Source organism: Sphingobacterium lumbrici, from assembly GCF_006476045.1.
In the GTDB taxonomy this organism is placed as follows: domain Bacteria; phylum Bacteroidota; class Bacteroidia; order Sphingobacteriales; family Sphingobacteriaceae; genus Sphingobacterium; species Sphingobacterium lumbrici.
This window is the reverse complement of the sequence record NZ_SRZY01000023.1, coordinates 394,177-411,644: the sequence shown is the minus strand read 5'-3', so window position 1 is coordinate 411,644 and position 17,468 is coordinate 394,177. Positions and strand designations below refer to the sequence as shown.

Here is a 17,468-nt window from a genome sequence, read left to right as displayed (position 1 = left end):
CAAAGCTAGATAAATTGTACCTGATATGCAATTTAAGGGGTCGGTATATCTTGCGATTACAGATTACGTAAATTATTGCAATACATGTTATTTCGATGTAACTATATCCTACTTACCTTCGACACATAGTATATTATGTATTCCAATATCGAGGCAGAGTTTATCATCCAACTGGATGACCAACAATAGGAGTCGGGGCCAAGCCCGACTCCTATTGTTAAAAACTTTGCACGTAGTTGTCTATATAACTTGCCCTGTTCTGTAAGTATATTTTCATCTTATTCACCTCTCCGTCAAAATCAGCCCCTTTATTCCATTTTGCAAAGTCCCGTGCTTGGGAAGCTTTAATTCGTGCCGCATATTCGTCAATATATGTGTACAGTTTGCTGAGATTGTTTGTTTTGTAGTCCTGCCAGTTTTTCTTAAACTCCGTTCGCACTTCAGGCGATTCCAAAATGCGGAAGAAAAAATTACGCCCTACATGAGAAGAGCTCCAAAATTGCGGCCGATTTGGATTTGAAAAATGGTTACCTCCAGCCTCGTACCCATAAGCCCAATCAAAGTCCCACAGTGGCCCAAAAGTAAACTTACCACTCGCCTTTTTATGCAGATAGATACTTTTGGGGTGGTTCATCTCCTCATTTCCTGTTAGAAAATAGACCAGTAAGTACTTTGTCAATACCGGAATATCCAAATGATCTGCATAATTATTATTTGGAAAACCAGTGCTGATAATTAAACTTTCCATTGCTTCGAAGGCTGCTTTTATAGGAATAATCTCACTTTCATGTTGAAGTTCGGGTTCCTTTACCATCACGGGCAAATTATAACTTAAGCTTTTGAATTTATAATCTTCATCATAATAGCTGTCCAACTCCAGTAGCCAGCCTTCCTCCCCAATATTCACCCGATTCTCATCGACTTCTACCTGCTCTGTCAATACATAGCTGCCTCTGTAATTTCCATTAATCGTAAGATCAACCGGGATGATTGTATTCGTGAAAGGAACTTCCAGATCATGTCCAATTTTCATGGCTACAGCATTACACATTAAAGAAGGATCGATGTAATTGGCCAGCAATACCCAATTTTTTGCTTTTGGTAGCCCCAATATCTCCGCTTTTGCGGATAATTTCAGGCGATATGGTTTTTTTGGATAGCTCCAAGTTGAATTTCCTCTTCCACGAATCTCTGTAGTGCCTGTAAAATCGCTGTAAAGACCGTGTCCCGCTATCGCGATTGTGGCCTGAAGATAAGTTGACTTCGATGTAATCTCTGTGTTATTTTGGGTCACGATAGTAATATGTGGAATATCTGCCTCTATCCAATGTATATTTAAGATCAGCTCTTTCTTCACCCCGTTTTCATGGATAAAGATGTACGTTAGTTCATTGGTGAAATCATTTCGGGTTTCTCCACTTTTTTGTGGCTGATTATTTACGAGTACAGTTAAGGCATTTGTTGTAAAAGAAAGAACCAACTCTTTGTTGATAGACTTTGGAATGGAGGCCGATAGCACGCCGTTACTTTCCTGTAGCAGTATGTCATTTTGTAAGGATGGGTTTAAAGCTTTTGTGAGGATAAAGTCTGTAGCTGTAATATTTTGCTGAGTCGTATATGATATAGAGAGTGATATGGGCTTTGTTCGCCCCGTTTCGTCAGCAATGTTAAAATCCAGCTTTTCCGCTAAAACGACTGCTATCTTGGAAGTAACAAATTTTTGTCCATTGACGGAAAGGGAGCTACCGTTATGATGCACGTGAAAGGTAAGTGTATTGCCCTTTAACGCTTGGGGTAATGTCAACCTAAAATTGTTACCTTCTTTTTCTATTAGAAAATTTTTTGAAAGTATATCGGAATTGTCTTCTGCCAATAATTCAATGGCGGTAATTGTTAGCTCTTCAGGTGTTCTTTCCTTTTGACAACTAGCCAAAAAAAGAACAGGGAAAATAAAGTACAATAATATACGATAGGACATCATAAGTGAGTTTATGGTTGTTTTTTCCCTAAACTTAGGGAAATTTGGCTTTATATACAATTATAATTGCATATTCTTTATTTTACTTCGTTAATTGCTTCATAAATAACATCTTGAATACGGCTGCGGATGTTCAGCTCCAATAGCTTGCCCGATACCTGTGGATGTACCCGATTAGAAAGAAATATATATACCAATTGATGTTTTGGATCGATCCAGATACAAGTTCCGGTATAGCCCGTATGGCCGTATACCGAACTGTTCGCGCATTTGGAAGGATATTCCTTTTTAAGATCCGGATCAGCTCTGTCAAAACCCAATCCCCTACGGCTAGATTGCGATTGGTTCGAGGTAAACAAATCTACCGTTTCAGGTTTGAAATAACGAACACCACCATATTCTCCCCGATTTAAGAGCAACTGACCATATATTGCCAGATCATTGGCCGTAGCAAATAATCCGGCATGACCAGCTATGCCTCCCGCCATGGCAGCTCCCTCATCATGGACATAGCCCTGCAACAGTACTTTACGAAAAGAGGTGTCATTCTGGGTAGGAACTATACGCAATTTATCAAAGCGGGTCCGTGGGTTATAACCAGCAGTTTTCATCCCGATAGGTTTATATAAGAAATCCTGTATAAATTCTTCCATCGGGGTACTCGTTTTGTGTTCTGCAATTTCCTTCATTACATACATGCTGATATCCGAATACACATAATTCCCAATGGACTTCACCGCAGAATTAAGCATCTCCGGCCACATCACATCCCGGTAATAATTATTTTTCAGGAAAGCATTATCGGCTACTTTGACCTGATGTTCAGTATCCGAATATGACTGCAGGTCGCCCGGCTTCAAATTACGATAGAAAGGGATAAAAGGCGTAAAGCCCGCCTCATGCAACAGTACCGAACGTATCGTGATATCCGCTTTGTTCGTTGTTTTGGTCTGAGTCAGGTAATGTCCGATTGTGCTATCCAAATGAATAATGCCCTTTTCCAGCAATGTCATCACTACGGGCGTGGTGCCCACAATTTTGCTCACCGATGCGAGGTCGAAAATATCGCCGACGGCTGTTGGCTGCTTACTTTCGTAGGTATGTGAACCGTAAGCTTTCTCAAAAATAACCTGCCCACTTTTTATAGCCATTACAACCAGACCCGGAGTAGCTTGCTTGCCAATCGCTTCTTTTGCAATGGCATCTATTCGCGTTGTCATCTTCGAAATATTTAATCCCAAACTGTCTCCCACTGTATATTGAATGCGTGTTTGTTCCGTTTTTAATTTCCCTTCCGTGAGTGCCAAACCACCAAAAATGGACATCGCTGCATTTCGCTGAGATGTAGCATCGAAACTCGGAGCCACAAGCTCGGTGAATGCCGATAAGTAATTAGGAGAAGCCCATAGATTCCTCAGATATGCAGATTCCCGGAACTGGCACAGGATGACATGTTTTCTATTCACAGCAGATTGTTGCAACAGGGCTACCAAATCGCTCCTCAGATCCCTCTCTGTAGTGGCTACAATGATTGTATTAAAGTGTTTGGTATTTTCTTCATACATGTTAAAATCGAAAACACGCACTTCGGCATATTTTTGAAGCTGTTCGATAAACGTATTATATTTGCCCTTTACCGGAGTTATCACAGCTATTTTTAGCTTATCCAAACGCTGCAGAGGAATCATATTTTCTTTATTCTGTACCAGTGTAGTTCTGTTTACGATTGTTTGTTTGTATTGCGCAGACAGATGTAAAGTACTTACAACAATACCGATCAGTGTGAATCGTAGAAATAAAGGAATTGTTGTTTTCATAGTTTTGCTTCTTGAAGTAAATTTAGCAATAAAACCGCATGAAGCTGCATGTTTTTGCTTCTTACAATCATCTCCTTTCTAAGCAGTGAACAACAGCCGGGAAGGTTTGATGATATCATTTAAATGTCCCCTATCTTAACCTCCCTCAATCTTTTTTTTGTCATGTATTCGAAAGTTTAACACATTTTAGCTAAGTTTGGTTATGCCGGAGGTTATTGACAGCAAAACCATTTTTTCTTTACTAGAAGTAACACGCAGTATTCAGAAAACAATTGCGGATCGCTATAAGAATTTGTATTGGATCAAAGCCGAAATGAATAAATTAAACCATTATTCACACTCCGGACATTGCTATCCTGAACTGGTTGAAAAGAAAGACGGCAAAATAGTGGCTGAAATACGCTCCATCCTTTGGAAAACCGATTTTCAACGCATCAATCAACAATTTATCAAGCTGCTTAACGAGCCATTGCGGGATGGAATTACCATGCTGTTTCAAGCCGGCATCTCGTACGATCCCATGTATGGTCTAAGCCTTCGAATCGTCGATATTGATCCCACATTTGTATTGGGAGAACTGGAGCGTGAGAAAAAGGAGAGTATCCTGAAGCTACAGCAAGAAGGTATTTTCGATACCAATAAAAAGCTACCCTTTCCAGCAGTTCCCAAACGCTTAGCCATTATTTCTGTCGAAACGAGTAAAGGCTTATCCGATTTTTACAAAATCATCAATAACAATCCCTGGGGGTACCGCTTTGAAACAACCCTATATCCGGCACTTTTACAGGGCGATAAATCGATTCCTTCCATCATCAAACAGCTCAGCATATTAGCCGAGCGCACAGATAAATATGATGCGGTTGCCATTATCCGTGGAGGGGGAGGCGAGGTTGGCCTTTCCAGCTACAACAATTACTTGCTTGCCAAAGCTATTGCCATATTCCCATTGCCTATATTAACAGGTATCGGTCATTCGACAAATGAAACAGTAAGTGAAATGGTAGCCTATAAAAATGCGATAACCCCAAGTGAACTTGCTGATTTTCTAATCCAGAAATTCCACAACTTCGCTATCCCACTGGACCAATCCCGGGAGAAACTTATTTATTTTTCCAAACAGCATTTTTTGCGGGAGCGGAATACAATCGCACAGTCGATGCAGCGGATCAGCTGGAGCAGTAAAAATAAAATTGCATCCGAAAAACACGGCATACAGATATTTACGCAGCGTTTGCAGCTCTTTAGCGATCAATTCTTACGAGAGAAGCGCGTCAGCCTCAAACATCTCGACCGACTCGTTAAATTAGCCGATCCAGCACAATTATTAAAAAGAGGGTTTAGTATTACCCGATCGAATGGAAAAATTGTCACCCATATCAATCAATTACAAGAGGGAGATCAAATAGAAACCATTTTTATAGACGGAAAAATTACCGGCACAGTTACACATAAAGAAGAAGATCATGGCCAATAGTTATACCTATACAGAAGCTTTTGAAGAGTTACAAATCATTGTAGCTGAAATAGAAACGGGGAAAGTAAATGTCGACGAGCTTTCCGAAAAAATAAAACGGGCTTCTCAATTAATTGCCGTTTGCAAAATGAAACTTACCGCCACGGAAGCAGAAGTAGACAAGCTATTAGCAGAACTTACCGAAGAGCTTCCGCAATCGGATTCCGAAACGCCGGAAGAGGAATAGTGTTTAAGTTTTATCCCTAAAGCGCTTCATTTTTTTAGTATTTTCGTACAATGGCAAAATCAAAATCAGCATACTTCTGTCAATCCTGTGGCTATGAATCCGCAAAATGGCTTGGGCAGTGCCCCTCCTGTAAGCAATGGCATTCTTTTGTAGAGGAAGTTGTCGAAAAATCCAGTTCCAAAGTGCCCGAATGGCGGAGTTCCGCTACCTCTTCTAAACGAGCCAACAAAGCAGCGATCATACATGAAATTGTGTATCAGGACGAACATCGGTTGGCCACGCCCGACAAAGAGTTCAATCGGGTGTTGGGAGGGGGGATAGTCCCCGGGTCGCTCGTCTTGATTGGAGGAGAGCCCGGTATCGGTAAATCCACCTTGATGTTACAGCTTGCCTTGAATATACCGCAGGTCAAAACACTGTATATATCGGGCGAAGAAAGTGAGCAACAGATTAAAATGCGCGCCGAGCGATTAGTACAACATTCCAAAGCGAACTGCTATATCCTTACAGAGACATCTACACAGAATATATTCAAGCAGATTGAGATTATAGCGCCCAATATTATTGTTATTGATTCCATTCAGACACTCCATTCATCGCAGATCGAGTCAGCACCCGGTTCAGTTTCCCAGGTCCGTGAATGTACCGCAGAATTGCTACGCTTTGCCAAAGAAACCAGCACACCTGTATTTATCGTAGGACATATCACCAAAGATGGTGCTATTGCAGGACCAAAAGTGTTAGAACACATGGTCGATACCGTGCTGCAGTTTGAAGGAGACCGTCATCATGTGTACCGGATTCTCCGTTCCGTAAAAAATCGTTTTGGATCCTCTTCCGAATTAGGGATTTATGAAATGCAGGGTTCCGGATTGCGCGAAGTATCTAATCCATCCGAAATTATGATGTCGCAACGGGAAGAACCCGTCAGCGGTGTAGCCATTGCGGCCATGTTAGAGGGCATCAGACCGTTGATGATCGAAGTACAGGCGTTGGTTAGTAATTCGGCGTTTGGAACACCACAGCGTACCACTACAGGCTTTGATGCGAAGCGATTGAGTATGTTGTTGGCCGTGCTCGAAAAGCGGTTTGGATTTCGTCTGAGTGCACAGGATGTATTCTTAAATATCGCCGGGGGTATTCGGGTCGAAGATCCCGCCATAGATTTAGCCGTTATAGCGGCGCTGATATCTTCTCAGCAGGATATCCCGTTGCCAACGAATGTTACTTTTGCAGGAGAAGTCGGTTTATCCGGGGAGATCCGTGCCGTCAACCGCATTGAACAGCGCATAGCCGAAGCCGAAAAACTAGGTTTTGACGGTATATTTATTTCCAAATACAATGTAAAAGGACTGGATGTCAAAAAGTATGATATCGCTATCCGGCCTATGGCCACGTTAGAGAATCTGTTCAGCGCTTTATTTGGATAGATTTTGCGCCCTGAGAACCTACGACTACCCGAAGTCAGTGGCTTCCAATAGCTGTAAACCAGTTTATGAGGGGCTTTGTAGACCTTTGAGGACAGCGGATTTCTGAAAAATGTTAAAATAATTGCAGATTGATTTTTGTAAAAAAAATGCCCTCAACCTTTAATTGGCAGGTATTCAGTCGGTTGTTTCCGGGTTTTTTAGTAGAGGTAAACAAAAAACTAACAAAATATTCACGCTAAATATTTAAAAGTGAGGTTCAAAATTCATATCTTTGCACCTCAAATTTTTATATAATATCGTTGCTAAATGCAAAATATCAGAAATATAGCGATTATCGCTCACGTCGATCACGGTAAAACTACGCTGGTAGACAAAATCTTACACTTCACAAATCTTTTCAGAGATAATGACGGTACAGGTGATTTAATTCTAGATAACAATGATCTGGAACGGGAGCGCGGTATTACGATCGTTGCTAAGAATGTATCTGTACAATATAAAGGTGTAAAAATCAACGTTATTGATACTCCTGGTCACGCCGATTTCGGTGGTGAGGTAGAGCGCGTATTAAAAATGGCTGATGGTGTTGTGTTATTGGTAGATGCTTTTGAAGGCCCGATGCCGCAAACACGTTTCGTGACACAAAAAGCTTTGGCTTTAGGTCTGAAACCATTGGTTGTTGTCAATAAAGTAGACAAAGAAAACTGTCGTCCTGAAGAAGTTTACGAGAATGTATTTGATCTGTTCTTTAGCTTAGATGCTACAGAAGAGCAATTGGCATTCCCTGTATTATACGGTTCGTCGAAACAAGGTTGGATGTCAACCGATTGGAAAGAACCAAAAGAAGATGTATCTGAATTATTGGATGCGATCATAGATCACTTCCCGCCTTCACCATTTGTAGAAGGAACATTACAAATGCAGATTACTTCGTTAGATTACTCTACTTTCGTAGGTCGTATTGCGATTGGTCGTGTGGCACGTGGTACAATCAAAGAAAATCAACCTATCTCTTTGATGAAACGTGATGGTAAAATCGTTAAATCCCGTGTTAAAGAATTACATACTTTTGAAGGCCTGGGTCGTCGTCGCGTTACCGAAGTAGCTTGTGGTGATATCTGTGCTGTAGTCGGTATCGAAGGATTTGATATTGGTGATACGATTGCTGATTTTGATAATCCGGAGCAATTGGAGGTTATCCATATCGATGAGCCTACGATGAATATGTTGTTCACGATCAACAACTCCCCATTCTTCGGTAAAGAAGGTAAATTGGTGACTTCCCGTCACATTCACGATCGCCTTCAAAAAGAATTAGAGAAAAATTTAGCCCTTCGTGTGGTTCCTACCGAATCCCCGGATGCCTGGTTGGTATACGGACGTGGTATTCTGCATTTATCCGTATTGATCGAAACAATGCGTCGCGAAGGATACGAATTACAAGTAGGTCAGCCGCAGGTAATTGTTAAAGAAATTGACGGTAAAAAATGTGAGCCTATCGAAGTATTGGTGGTTGACGTTCCTGCTGAAGTTTCGGGTAAAGTAATCGAATTAGTAACCCAACGTAAGGGCGAGCTATTGATTATGGAGACCAAAGGCGAAATGCAACACCTAGAGTTCGAAATCCCTTCCCGTGGTATCATCGGTCTACGTAACAACGTATTGACAGCCACAGCAGGAGAGGCTGTAATGGCACACCGTTTAAAAGGATACGAGCCTTGGAGAGGTACAATCCCTGGACGTCTGCACGGTGTATTGATCTCTTTGGACAAAGGTACTACCACAGCTTACTCGATTGATAAATTACAAGATCGTGGTAAATTCTTTGTAGATCCGGGAGTAGATATTTACGAAGGACAGATCCTAGGAGAGCACATCCGTGACAACGATTTAACGATTAACATCACGAAAGGTAAGCAATTGACCAATATGCGTGCTTCCGGTACGGATGACAATACACGTATTGCTCCGGCGATCAAATTTTCGTTAGAAGAATCGATGGAGTATATCCAGGCAGACGAATACATCGAGGTAACACCTCAATCTATCCGTTTACGTAAAATCTACCTTACAGAGAATGAGCGTAAAGTAAATGCTAAGAAATTCCAATAAGCGTTTATTGAAATATACACATATTAAAGCCTTCGATCTTCTCGAAGGCTTTTTTTGTTTTAACGCTCTCCTTTTTTGTAGCTAAAGCACGACAAAGTTTAAAAAAGATCTTTTAATTTCGCTATATATCAATCCAAATTTGATTAGATTTGAATTCCAATTTGCCGGATGGAAAAATACACAGACCTTTACTTACGTGCATATACTTACGGTATATCCAGCGGACGGTCATGTCTGTAATTGTGTGTCATTAGAAAAACTAATTTAGTAACCGTACACCCTAAGTGATCATTAAGATAAATACCGATATGCCACGTTTGCTGCTCTTTTTGTGGGTTGTGCTTTGCCTGTTTCCCCTTTCGATGGAGGCTTCGCCCTATCGCTATACGCAGGTGTTAGCAGGTGTAGACAAGTCGCATAGCATGATTCGTGCTGCCGTTAAAGACCAAACCGGTCTGATCTGGCTCCTGTCGGGCGGTCAACTCTATCGATACGATGGTGTCAATGTCATACCCTTTGCCAAGCTTTATGCGCAGTCGCTGCCCTATGATGAAGTAAAGTCTATGGCAGCAGATCCATGGGGCAGGCTGTGGCTCAACACGCGCAATGGTCTTCTCGTATTTGATATCAATAGCTGGTCATTTGTCCGACACGCTTCCTATGTGCAAGGAATAAAAAATCTTGGAGCTGTAGGCCTGTTTAACCGGGGAGACGCATTCTTTGTCGCTACCGAAACGGGAATGGTGTGGCAGATCCACGAAAAACACAAAACCTTCCTCTTTTATTTTGACCCCCAACAGGGCAAAGGAAGAAGAACCGTGGGACGTCTTTTCGTTGCCGATCACGATCAGGTATGGCTGGCGTTTAACGGGAAGCTTTATAACATGGATCTGCACACCTACAAGCGCCGGCTCAAAGCCATTCCCGCCGAGGTGTTTGACTATGTTGAGGACCTGCTGCCCCTCAAGGGAGGAGTACTCATACGCAATTACAAATACGGCTACTATATTTTCGACAGCCAACAGTTTAGATTGTCCGGCTTGCGTGGCAGTGTGACCCACGACTTCACGAATTGGAGCCACTGGTCTTTCACCGAAAAGGACCGTGTAAAGATATTCTATAAAAATGGGCGCTATTTTGAATACAGTAGAGACACGGCATTCGTATTATTAGCCGAAGAGCGGCATCGTCTCGAAGAAGATGTACTTTACAGGAAGCTGAATGGTTGGCAACGAGCCGGAGACGAGTGGCTTCTCTCGACAGATGAAGGTCTCTATAGCGTATTCCGGGCCAAAATCAATTTTGATTTTGTAGAGAGCGGAAGTTCCAGAGGAATGATCCGGCAGCACGACAAGTACTATTTCGGTGGATACGGCTATTTAGATCTCATGACACTTCAAGGTGATAGGCGTACCTATACCGAAGCCCCCGAAAATAATTATTACGCTTTTCTCGAACACAATGCCGATACCACCTGTATAGCATTAGAAGGTGATTTCCTGGGATTCCTTAGCGATGGGCGGATCACAAAGGCACCGTTAGAAGTACCGGCAATCTGGAATAAGGAATTCTCTTCTATGGCCTTTTGTATGCTGATGCAGGGTGCCGATACTCTGCTGGTGGGGACTTCCAATGGAATATGGAGTTACGCCATTGCTTCGGGCATCGTGACACCTCTTATGGATCGTAAGATCGGATTCTTTAGCAAGGGCATGCGGATCATGTCAATAGGGGTGAAAGGCGAAGCCATATCCTTCACGACAGAAAATGGCTACTACCTGTGGCGAGCAGGCCAATTGCAGAAAATTTATCCGGCAGACTATTCCAAACTAAATATTTATACACACCTGCATCAGGGCGAAAACACCTATCTCGCTACCAAAGGTCGGGGGCTTATAGTCCTGGATAAGTACAATCAGGCTCTGTCCGTCGATCAGAAAAATGGATTGGCAAGTAATACAGTGTACCAGTTGGCCTGGGTCGATGGTGCCCTTTTTATGGGTACCCACGAAGGCCTGTCGGTACGCACGCAACGCGGGCAGGTATATAGTTATTACGATAGCGATGGGCTCCCTTTCGAAGAATTTAATCATCAGGCGATATACTACGATAAGAAAGCCGATCGTCTTTTTATGGGCGGTACAGGCGGATACATTGCATTTGACCCTTCGGCACTGCTAACCCTGGTTAATCAGTTTTACGTACCTGCCCCCCTACTCGTGGGTATTCATATCGGCAAGCGTTCGAACCGATACCGGCATAGCTACGCTGCCCAAGAGTTAACAGATACCATTTATATGTCCGCCGATGCGGTGTGGTTCTCGATGGATTTTGCACACTTGGACCAATACCGGCAGGCCTACCGCATGGAGTATCGTATCGTGCCCCTTATGGAAGGATACCAACCGATGCCCGCATCTGGTCAAATCAATCTTTCGGGTTTATCCACAGGTCAGTACCATGTGTCGGTTAGGGTACTGGCAGGTAATGAGGGGGGGAGCAATGAGCTGAATTGGCTCCTCTACAAAAAGCCGAATTTTACAGAGACAATGGGGTTTTATGTATTGATTCTGACTTTTATAGCCGGCTTGACGAGTTTTATTCTCTATGAAAGATCCAGTAGAGCAAAAGGCGAAAAGCGGTTAAGAAAGCAGATTTCCCGCGATCTGCATGATGAAGTAGGAGGGCTGCTTACCGGTATATCCATGCAGGCCGATCTGCTTCGTATGGGTCGGGTAGGTAAGCATGAAAAACCCGGGGAGGCCATTGGTAACTATAGCCGGGAGGCGATACAGATGATGGATGACATTATATGGGCGATCGATTCCAGGAATAATGAAAAAGGGAGCTTGGGCGATCGGATGAAATACCTTGCCGGACAGATGATTGAGCCATTAGGCATGCCGATTACATTTGATATGAATCATCGGTATGAACGAAAAATGCGACAGACGGTACGGCAAAGTCTCTACCTCATTTACAAAGAAGCGCTACACAATATTTGCAAACATGCCGCCCCCGGCGAGATATACATCAAACTCCATGTCTTACCCGGGACTATTGATATGGTTGTGAAGAATACAGGACATGTACCCGCCAAGATCGAAGATAACGCACAGATGCGTGTGGGGCAGGGGCAACGGAATATGCAAATACGTGCCGAGCAGATTGGTGCGACTTTTGTTTCGGAATTTACCACCGAGGGCTACGTCGTAGAAGTGTCCGTTCCTGTCCGCTCCGGGCTATTAACTACTATTTTAGACTCTTTAAACCGAAGATAATATGGATCTAACCTATACACTAGCATTATCTTTCGCCATATTGGGCTCGGTGTTAAGCTTTCTGGGCATCGTCTTGCGCTTGCTGAATAAAGAGCGACGCCGGCAACGTGCAGAGCAATTGCTCTGCCTGGCTGCTATCGCCATGTTTTGGCATGCAGTCATTTACGTGTTTATTTTTACCGGATACATTCGACTTTTCCCTGAACTGTACAACAAAGGTATCCCGTTGTACTACCTCATCGCACCCTGTGCATATTATTATACCCTGTTCACTCTTTCTCCTGGGGCCAAAATTTCGAAATATTGGGCTGTGCATCTCCTGCCATTTGCATTTGGTGTAGTAGATGTGATTCCTTATGCCCTGGCCAGTCGCGAAGAGCAGGTTGCATTGTTAGAAATTGTTGTTGTTGATCTACAGATGGGTTTTAAGCACAGTTACGGATTCATAGACCAGAAATGGCATTACCTTGTTAAGTTTGCGTTGGCCTTTGTGTATCTGATGGCACAGTGGCGGCTTTTTTATCTGTTCGATCCCAGAGAAAGTCGGATTGGCGCAAGCGCGAGATATTCGGCGGTTATCTTTTCAATTCTGTATTCCCTCCACCTGCTTCTACAAAGTGGACTTATTGTGACCATACTCTTCAACGAGATGCAAGGCTCTTTTATTTTAAAGAACACCAGTCAACTGGTATGGGTAAGTCTGTTCTTTCTATTGTTTAGTATATGGATCTTTGTGAGTGTGGCATTCCGCCCCTTCATCGCACGTAGGCAAATCCGTACGTAGGCAAATTCGCAGATACGCAAATTCGCAAATACCCTCTACTTAATACTCATTACTCACCACTCACTGCCAAATATGAAATACCGCTTAGCAATAGTAGAAGATCGGCAACCCGTTTTGGACTCCCTGGTCAATTTTTTTTCTACCTCCCCACATTTTGAGCTTGTGGTTTCGGCCAACTCATTTGATGCACTTGTTGCCGTTTGGCAAAAGCAGGAGATCGATGTATTCCTGTGCGATATCGGCCTGCCCGGAAAATCGGGTATCGAAATCACCTGGTATATTAAAAAGAAGTCGAGCGCCACACAGGTTGTTATGTTTACGGTTTTTGACGATCGGGACAACCTGTTTCAGGCCCTGTGTGCCGGTGCATCCGGATACCTGCTGAAGAGTACCCCCCTGTTCGAGGTCGAAGAGCGCCTGCTTGAGGTAATGAAAGGCGGTTCAGTCATGAGTCCGCAAGTTGCCCGCTTGGTATTCGAGCATTTTAATCCCCACCTGAACAAGCGGAGTAATGCCCGCATTGAACAGCTAACCCCACGGGAGATCGAAATAGTCGCCCTGTTGCAACAAGGCCTCTCCTACAAAAAAGTCGCCGAGCAGATCTTTGTCAGTGTAGATACCGTTAAGTTCCATATTCGTAATATCTATGCCAAGCTGCAGGTCAATAGCCGGGCCGAACTCATCTTAAAATACAAATAGATTTAAAAACCCACCCTTTTGGGTAGGTATACGCAAGGCGTAAAAGCCTACATTTGTTATTATCTACGTGTGAAAAGCAGTATAGCTGACCTGCTACACGGACGCGGTTTCCATTCTGGAAGGTGAATGTGTAGCAGGAAAGCTTGATGTAAGGGAATCTGTACAATCTGTTTCGACAGGCCTGGCAGGAGGGTCTCATGTTTGGATATCCCGTACAACGTAAAAAAGAACAGATAGCGAGTACGTACTATGCTTAGCTTTTTCAATCGTAAACGGAAATATAAAGACCTCAGCTGGCTGGGGGTCGATATACATTCGCATGTACTTCCGGGGTTAGATGATGGTGCCACTTCTGTCGCTGAGAGCATAGCGATGTTAAAGCAGATGCAGCAGCTAGGCATTGATCAGTTTTATGGTACGCCTCATGTATTTAAGCGACTGTACCCCAATGATCTTACGAGTATCACCAACGCCTACCAACAAGTAATAGGTGTCTTAGGAGACCGCAACATCCAGCTCCGTTATGCTGCAAAATATATGGCAGATCAAGATTTTGAAGCCCTGCTAACACAAAAATACCAACCCTTACTATGCCTTCCCGGCAGACATGTGCTAATTGATATGCCTTATACCGAAGAAAGCCGGAATATAGATCAGATAATCCTTTCCTTGCAGAGCATGAGTTATAAGCCCATATTGGCGCACCCCGAGCGATATGTATTTTACCATGATGCACCACAGCGGATTAAGCGCTATAAAGACAGGGGGTGTCTGCTGCAAATTAACCTGCTGTCCATGTACGGATATTACGGGCCTGGCGAACAGAAAGTAACAGATTATTTGTTAACCCATGGGCTGGTCGATCTCATCGGTACCGATGTGCGTCAGGAACGGCACATAGAAGCGTTGGAGCATTTTGTTAGAAAGCAGGACCTATCCGGCTTTTTTAAAAATAGTCCCCTGCAAAATGAAACGCTATTTACTATTACATCATGAAACAAGAAATTTTATACCAATATATTAACCAATGACCAGGCAGTTTTCCATTCTGTCAAGCTCCTACCGGATAAAATTAGATTTATCCGGTAAGGAGTTTTTTTGTCCGTAATTAAAAAATACCCAATAGTAGGTTTTTATTTTTTTTAATTTTACCTTTTCACTTTGAAATATGAGAACAATAAAAAAAATTACCTGTATTGGAGCCGGCTATGTTGGCGGTCCTACTATGTCGGTTGTCGCGCAGCGCTGCCCGGAGATAGAAGTGACAATCGTTGACTCTAACACAGCTCGTATTGCTGCTTGGAATGATAGTGACTTGTCCAATTTACCGGTATATGAGCCAGGTTTAGATGAAGTCGTTGCCGAGGCACGTGGACGTAATCTGTTCTTCTCGGCTGATGTGGATAAGGCTATCGAAGAAGCGGATATGATTTTTATTTCTGTGAATACACCGACCAAGACGTATGGGAAAGGAAAAGGGCAAGCAGCAGACCTGAAATTTATCGAGCTTTGTGCCCGTCAGATTGCTGCGGTCGCTACATCCGATAAGATTGTTGTCGAGAAATCAACCTTACCGGTACGCACAGCTGAGGCATTAAAGAGCATCTTGCACAATACAGGTAATGACGTTAAGTTTCATATCCTATCCAACCCCGAGTTCTTAGCAGAGGGCACAGCAGTACACGATTTGCAAAATCCGGATCGCGTATTGATCGGAGGAGAAGATGATGACGCGATCCAGGCTTTAGTCGATATATATTCGCACTGGGTTCCACGGGAAAAGATTATTACAACCAATTTATGGTCATCCGAGCTATCTAAACTCGTAGCAAATGCTTTCCTGGCGCAACGAGTTTCTTCTATCAATGCTATATCGGAGCTGTGCGAGGTAACGGGTGCGGATGTAAATGAGGTATCACGCGCCATTGGAATGGATAGCCGTATCGGACCAAAATTCTTAAAGGCTTCTGTGGGGTTTGGAGGTTCTTGTTTCCAAAAGGATATTCTCAACCTCGTTTATATTGCCCGTACGTATAACTTGCATGCGGTTGCGGATTATTGGGAACAGGTTATTTTGTTAAATGATCACCAAAAAGTGCGCTTTGCAGAGAATATCATCAAAACCTTGTACAATACCGTCAACGGAAAGAAGATTGCGTTCTTGGGTTGGGCGTTTAAAAAGGATACCAATGATACACGTGAATCGGCAGCCATCTATGTTGCAGATCATCTACTAAATGAAGAAGCGGAAGTCGTTGTTTACGATCCAAAAGTATCGGCAGAGCAGATCTACAAAGACCTCGATTATTTAGGGACACGGAGTCCGGAAGATAATCGACGTTTAGTAACGATTGCCACAGATCCCTATGAAGCTATGCGTGATGCTCATGCCATCGCTGTGCTAACCGAATGGGATGAATTTATGAGTTACGACTGGGCTAAGATAAAAGCCGGGATGAAAAAGCCCTCTTTTGTATTTGATGGACGTAAATTGTTGAATCGTAAGCAACTCGAAGAACTTGGGTTTGTGTATTACGCGATAGGTGAATAATTTTAATGTAATTTAGCAGGGATGAACAAGCGTATTTTAATAACCGGCGGAGCAGGCTTTATAGGTTCACATGTGGTACGAACATTTGTAACGCAATATCCGTCATATCAAGTTCTCAATCTCGATGCCTTGACCTATGCAGGTAATCTGGAGAATTTAAAGGATATTGAAGACCGTCCGAATTATAGCTTTGTCAAAGCAGATATTACCGATTCGGCCCATATCTTTGCTGTTTTTAACGAATATAAGCCGGATGGTATTATTCACTTGGCTGCCGAATCACATGTGGATCGCTCGATTACCAATCCTTCCGCTTTCGTAATGACTAACGTAATAGGCACAGTCAATTTGTTGAATGCGGCAAAAGAAATTTGGAAAGACAATTACGAAGGCAAGCGCTTTCATCATGTGTCTACCGATGAAGTGTATGGTGCATTGGGAGATACCGGCCTATTCACCGAAGACACGAAATACGATCCGCATTCCCCTTATTCGGCTTCCAAAGCATCTTCCGATCATTTCGTAAGAGCATATCACGATACATACGGTCTGCCTGTCGTATTGACAAATTGCTCTAACAATTACGGACCAAACCACTTTCCGGAGAAATTGATTCCACTCTGTATCCATAATATATTAAATAATAAACCGCTTCCGATCTACGGTGACGGGAAATATACACGTGATTGGTTATTTGTGATCGATCACGCCAAAGCCATCGATTTGGTGTTTCATAAAGGCAAGAACGGAGACTCGTACAATGTAGGCGGGTTTAACGAATGGAAAAATATTGATTTGGTCAAAGAATTGTGCAAGCAAATGGATGCAAAACTAGGTCGCCCGGTCGGCACCTCCGCAGAGCTGATTACCTTTGTAAAAGACAGGGCCGGGCACGATCTGCGGTATGCAATAGATGCAGGCAAGATCAATCAAGAACTCGGGTATAAGCCATCTGTTACCTTTGAAGAAGGCCTGTCACAGACAATTGATTGGTTTCTGAATAATCAAGCTTGGCTGGATAATGTGACCAGTGGGGACTATCAGCAATATTATAAGGGTCAGTATAAGTGAGTTGGAAGGTTCTCACCTTATATCCCTTTAACTTTATCACTTTAC

12 protein-coding genes are annotated in these 17,468 nt (G+C 43.1%); 10 read left to right on the top strand and 2 right to left on the bottom strand.

Translation table 11 applies throughout. The features are described 5' to 3' along the window. Positions 1–217: 217 nt before the first annotated feature. Together E4F24_RS07180 and E4F24_RS07175 are read right to left on the bottom strand one after the other, a co-directional pair. Positions 218–1,981, bottom strand: coding sequence for a CotH kinase family protein (locus E4F24_RS07180; protein WP_140938005.1), 1,764 nt, complete (start codon positions 1,979–1,981; stop codon positions 218–220). Positions 1,982–2,055: 74 nt separating this feature from the next. Further along, positions 2,056–3,795, bottom strand: coding sequence for a serine hydrolase domain-containing protein (locus tag E4F24_RS07175; RefSeq protein ID WP_140938004.1), 1,740 nt, complete (start codon positions 3,793–3,795; stop codon positions 2,056–2,058). A gap of 202 nt (positions 3,796–3,997) precedes the next feature. Here E4F24_RS07175 and xseA point away from each other — a divergent pair, with 202 nt between their 5' ends. From xseA to rfbB, 10 genes are all read left to right on the top strand, one after another. Then, complete coding sequence (gene xseA / locus E4F24_RS07170) at positions 3,998–5,269, top strand: exodeoxyribonuclease VII large subunit (protein ID WP_140938003.1); 1,272 nt, start codon at positions 3,998–4,000, stop codon at positions 5,267–5,269. Beyond that, complete coding sequence (gene xseB / locus E4F24_RS07165) at positions 5,259–5,495, top strand: exodeoxyribonuclease VII small subunit (RefSeq protein WP_140938002.1); 237 nt, start codon at positions 5,259–5,261, stop codon at positions 5,493–5,495. The genes xseA and xseB overlap by 11 nt, the downstream gene beginning before the upstream one ends. Before the next feature lie 50 nt (positions 5,496–5,545). Then, positions 5,546–6,925: a DNA repair protein RadA gene (radA, locus tag E4F24_RS07160; protein WP_140938001.1), complete on the top strand. Its 1,380-nt coding sequence runs from the start codon at positions 5,546–5,548 to the stop codon at positions 6,923–6,925. 306 nt (positions 6,926–7,231) lie between these two features. Further along, the gene (typA, locus tag E4F24_RS07155; RefSeq protein ID WP_140938000.1) at positions 7,232–9,037 is read left to right on the top strand and encodes a translational GTPase TypA; all 1,806 of its coding nucleotides are present in this window, start codon (positions 7,232–7,234) and stop codon (positions 9,035–9,037) included. Between the two features lie 308 nt (positions 9,038–9,345). Continuing rightward, positions 9,346–12,318, top strand: a complete 2,973-nt coding sequence (locus tag E4F24_RS07150; RefSeq protein ID WP_140937999.1) for a sensor histidine kinase — start codon at positions 9,346–9,348, stop codon at positions 12,316–12,318. A gap of 142 nt (positions 12,319–12,460) precedes the next feature. After that, positions 12,461–13,102 carry an Asp23/Gls24 family envelope stress response protein gene (locus E4F24_RS07145; protein ID WP_216629145.1) on the top strand — a complete coding sequence of 214 codons (642 nt, stop codon included), beginning with the start codon at positions 12,461–12,463 and terminating at the stop codon, positions 13,100–13,102. A gap of 72 nt (positions 13,103–13,174) precedes the next feature. Further along, positions 13,175–13,801, top strand: coding sequence for a response regulator (locus E4F24_RS07140; protein ID WP_140937997.1), 627 nt, complete (start codon positions 13,175–13,177; stop codon positions 13,799–13,801). A gap of 249 nt (positions 13,802–14,050) precedes the next feature. Continuing rightward, on the top strand, positions 14,051–14,797 hold the full coding sequence (locus E4F24_RS07135) for a tyrosine-protein phosphatase (RefSeq protein ID WP_140937996.1): 747 nt from the start codon (positions 14,051–14,053) through the stop codon (positions 14,795–14,797). 172 nt (positions 14,798–14,969) lie between these two features. Continuing rightward, positions 14,970–16,352: a nucleotide sugar dehydrogenase gene (locus E4F24_RS07130; RefSeq protein ID WP_140937995.1), complete on the top strand. Its 1,383-nt coding sequence runs from the start codon at positions 14,970–14,972 to the stop codon at positions 16,350–16,352. A gap of 21 nt (positions 16,353–16,373) precedes the next feature. After that, complete coding sequence (gene rfbB, locus E4F24_RS07125) at positions 16,374–17,423, top strand: dTDP-glucose 4,6-dehydratase (protein ID WP_140937994.1); 1,050 nt, start codon at positions 16,374–16,376, stop codon at positions 17,421–17,423. Positions 17,424–17,468 lie beyond the last annotated feature (45 nt).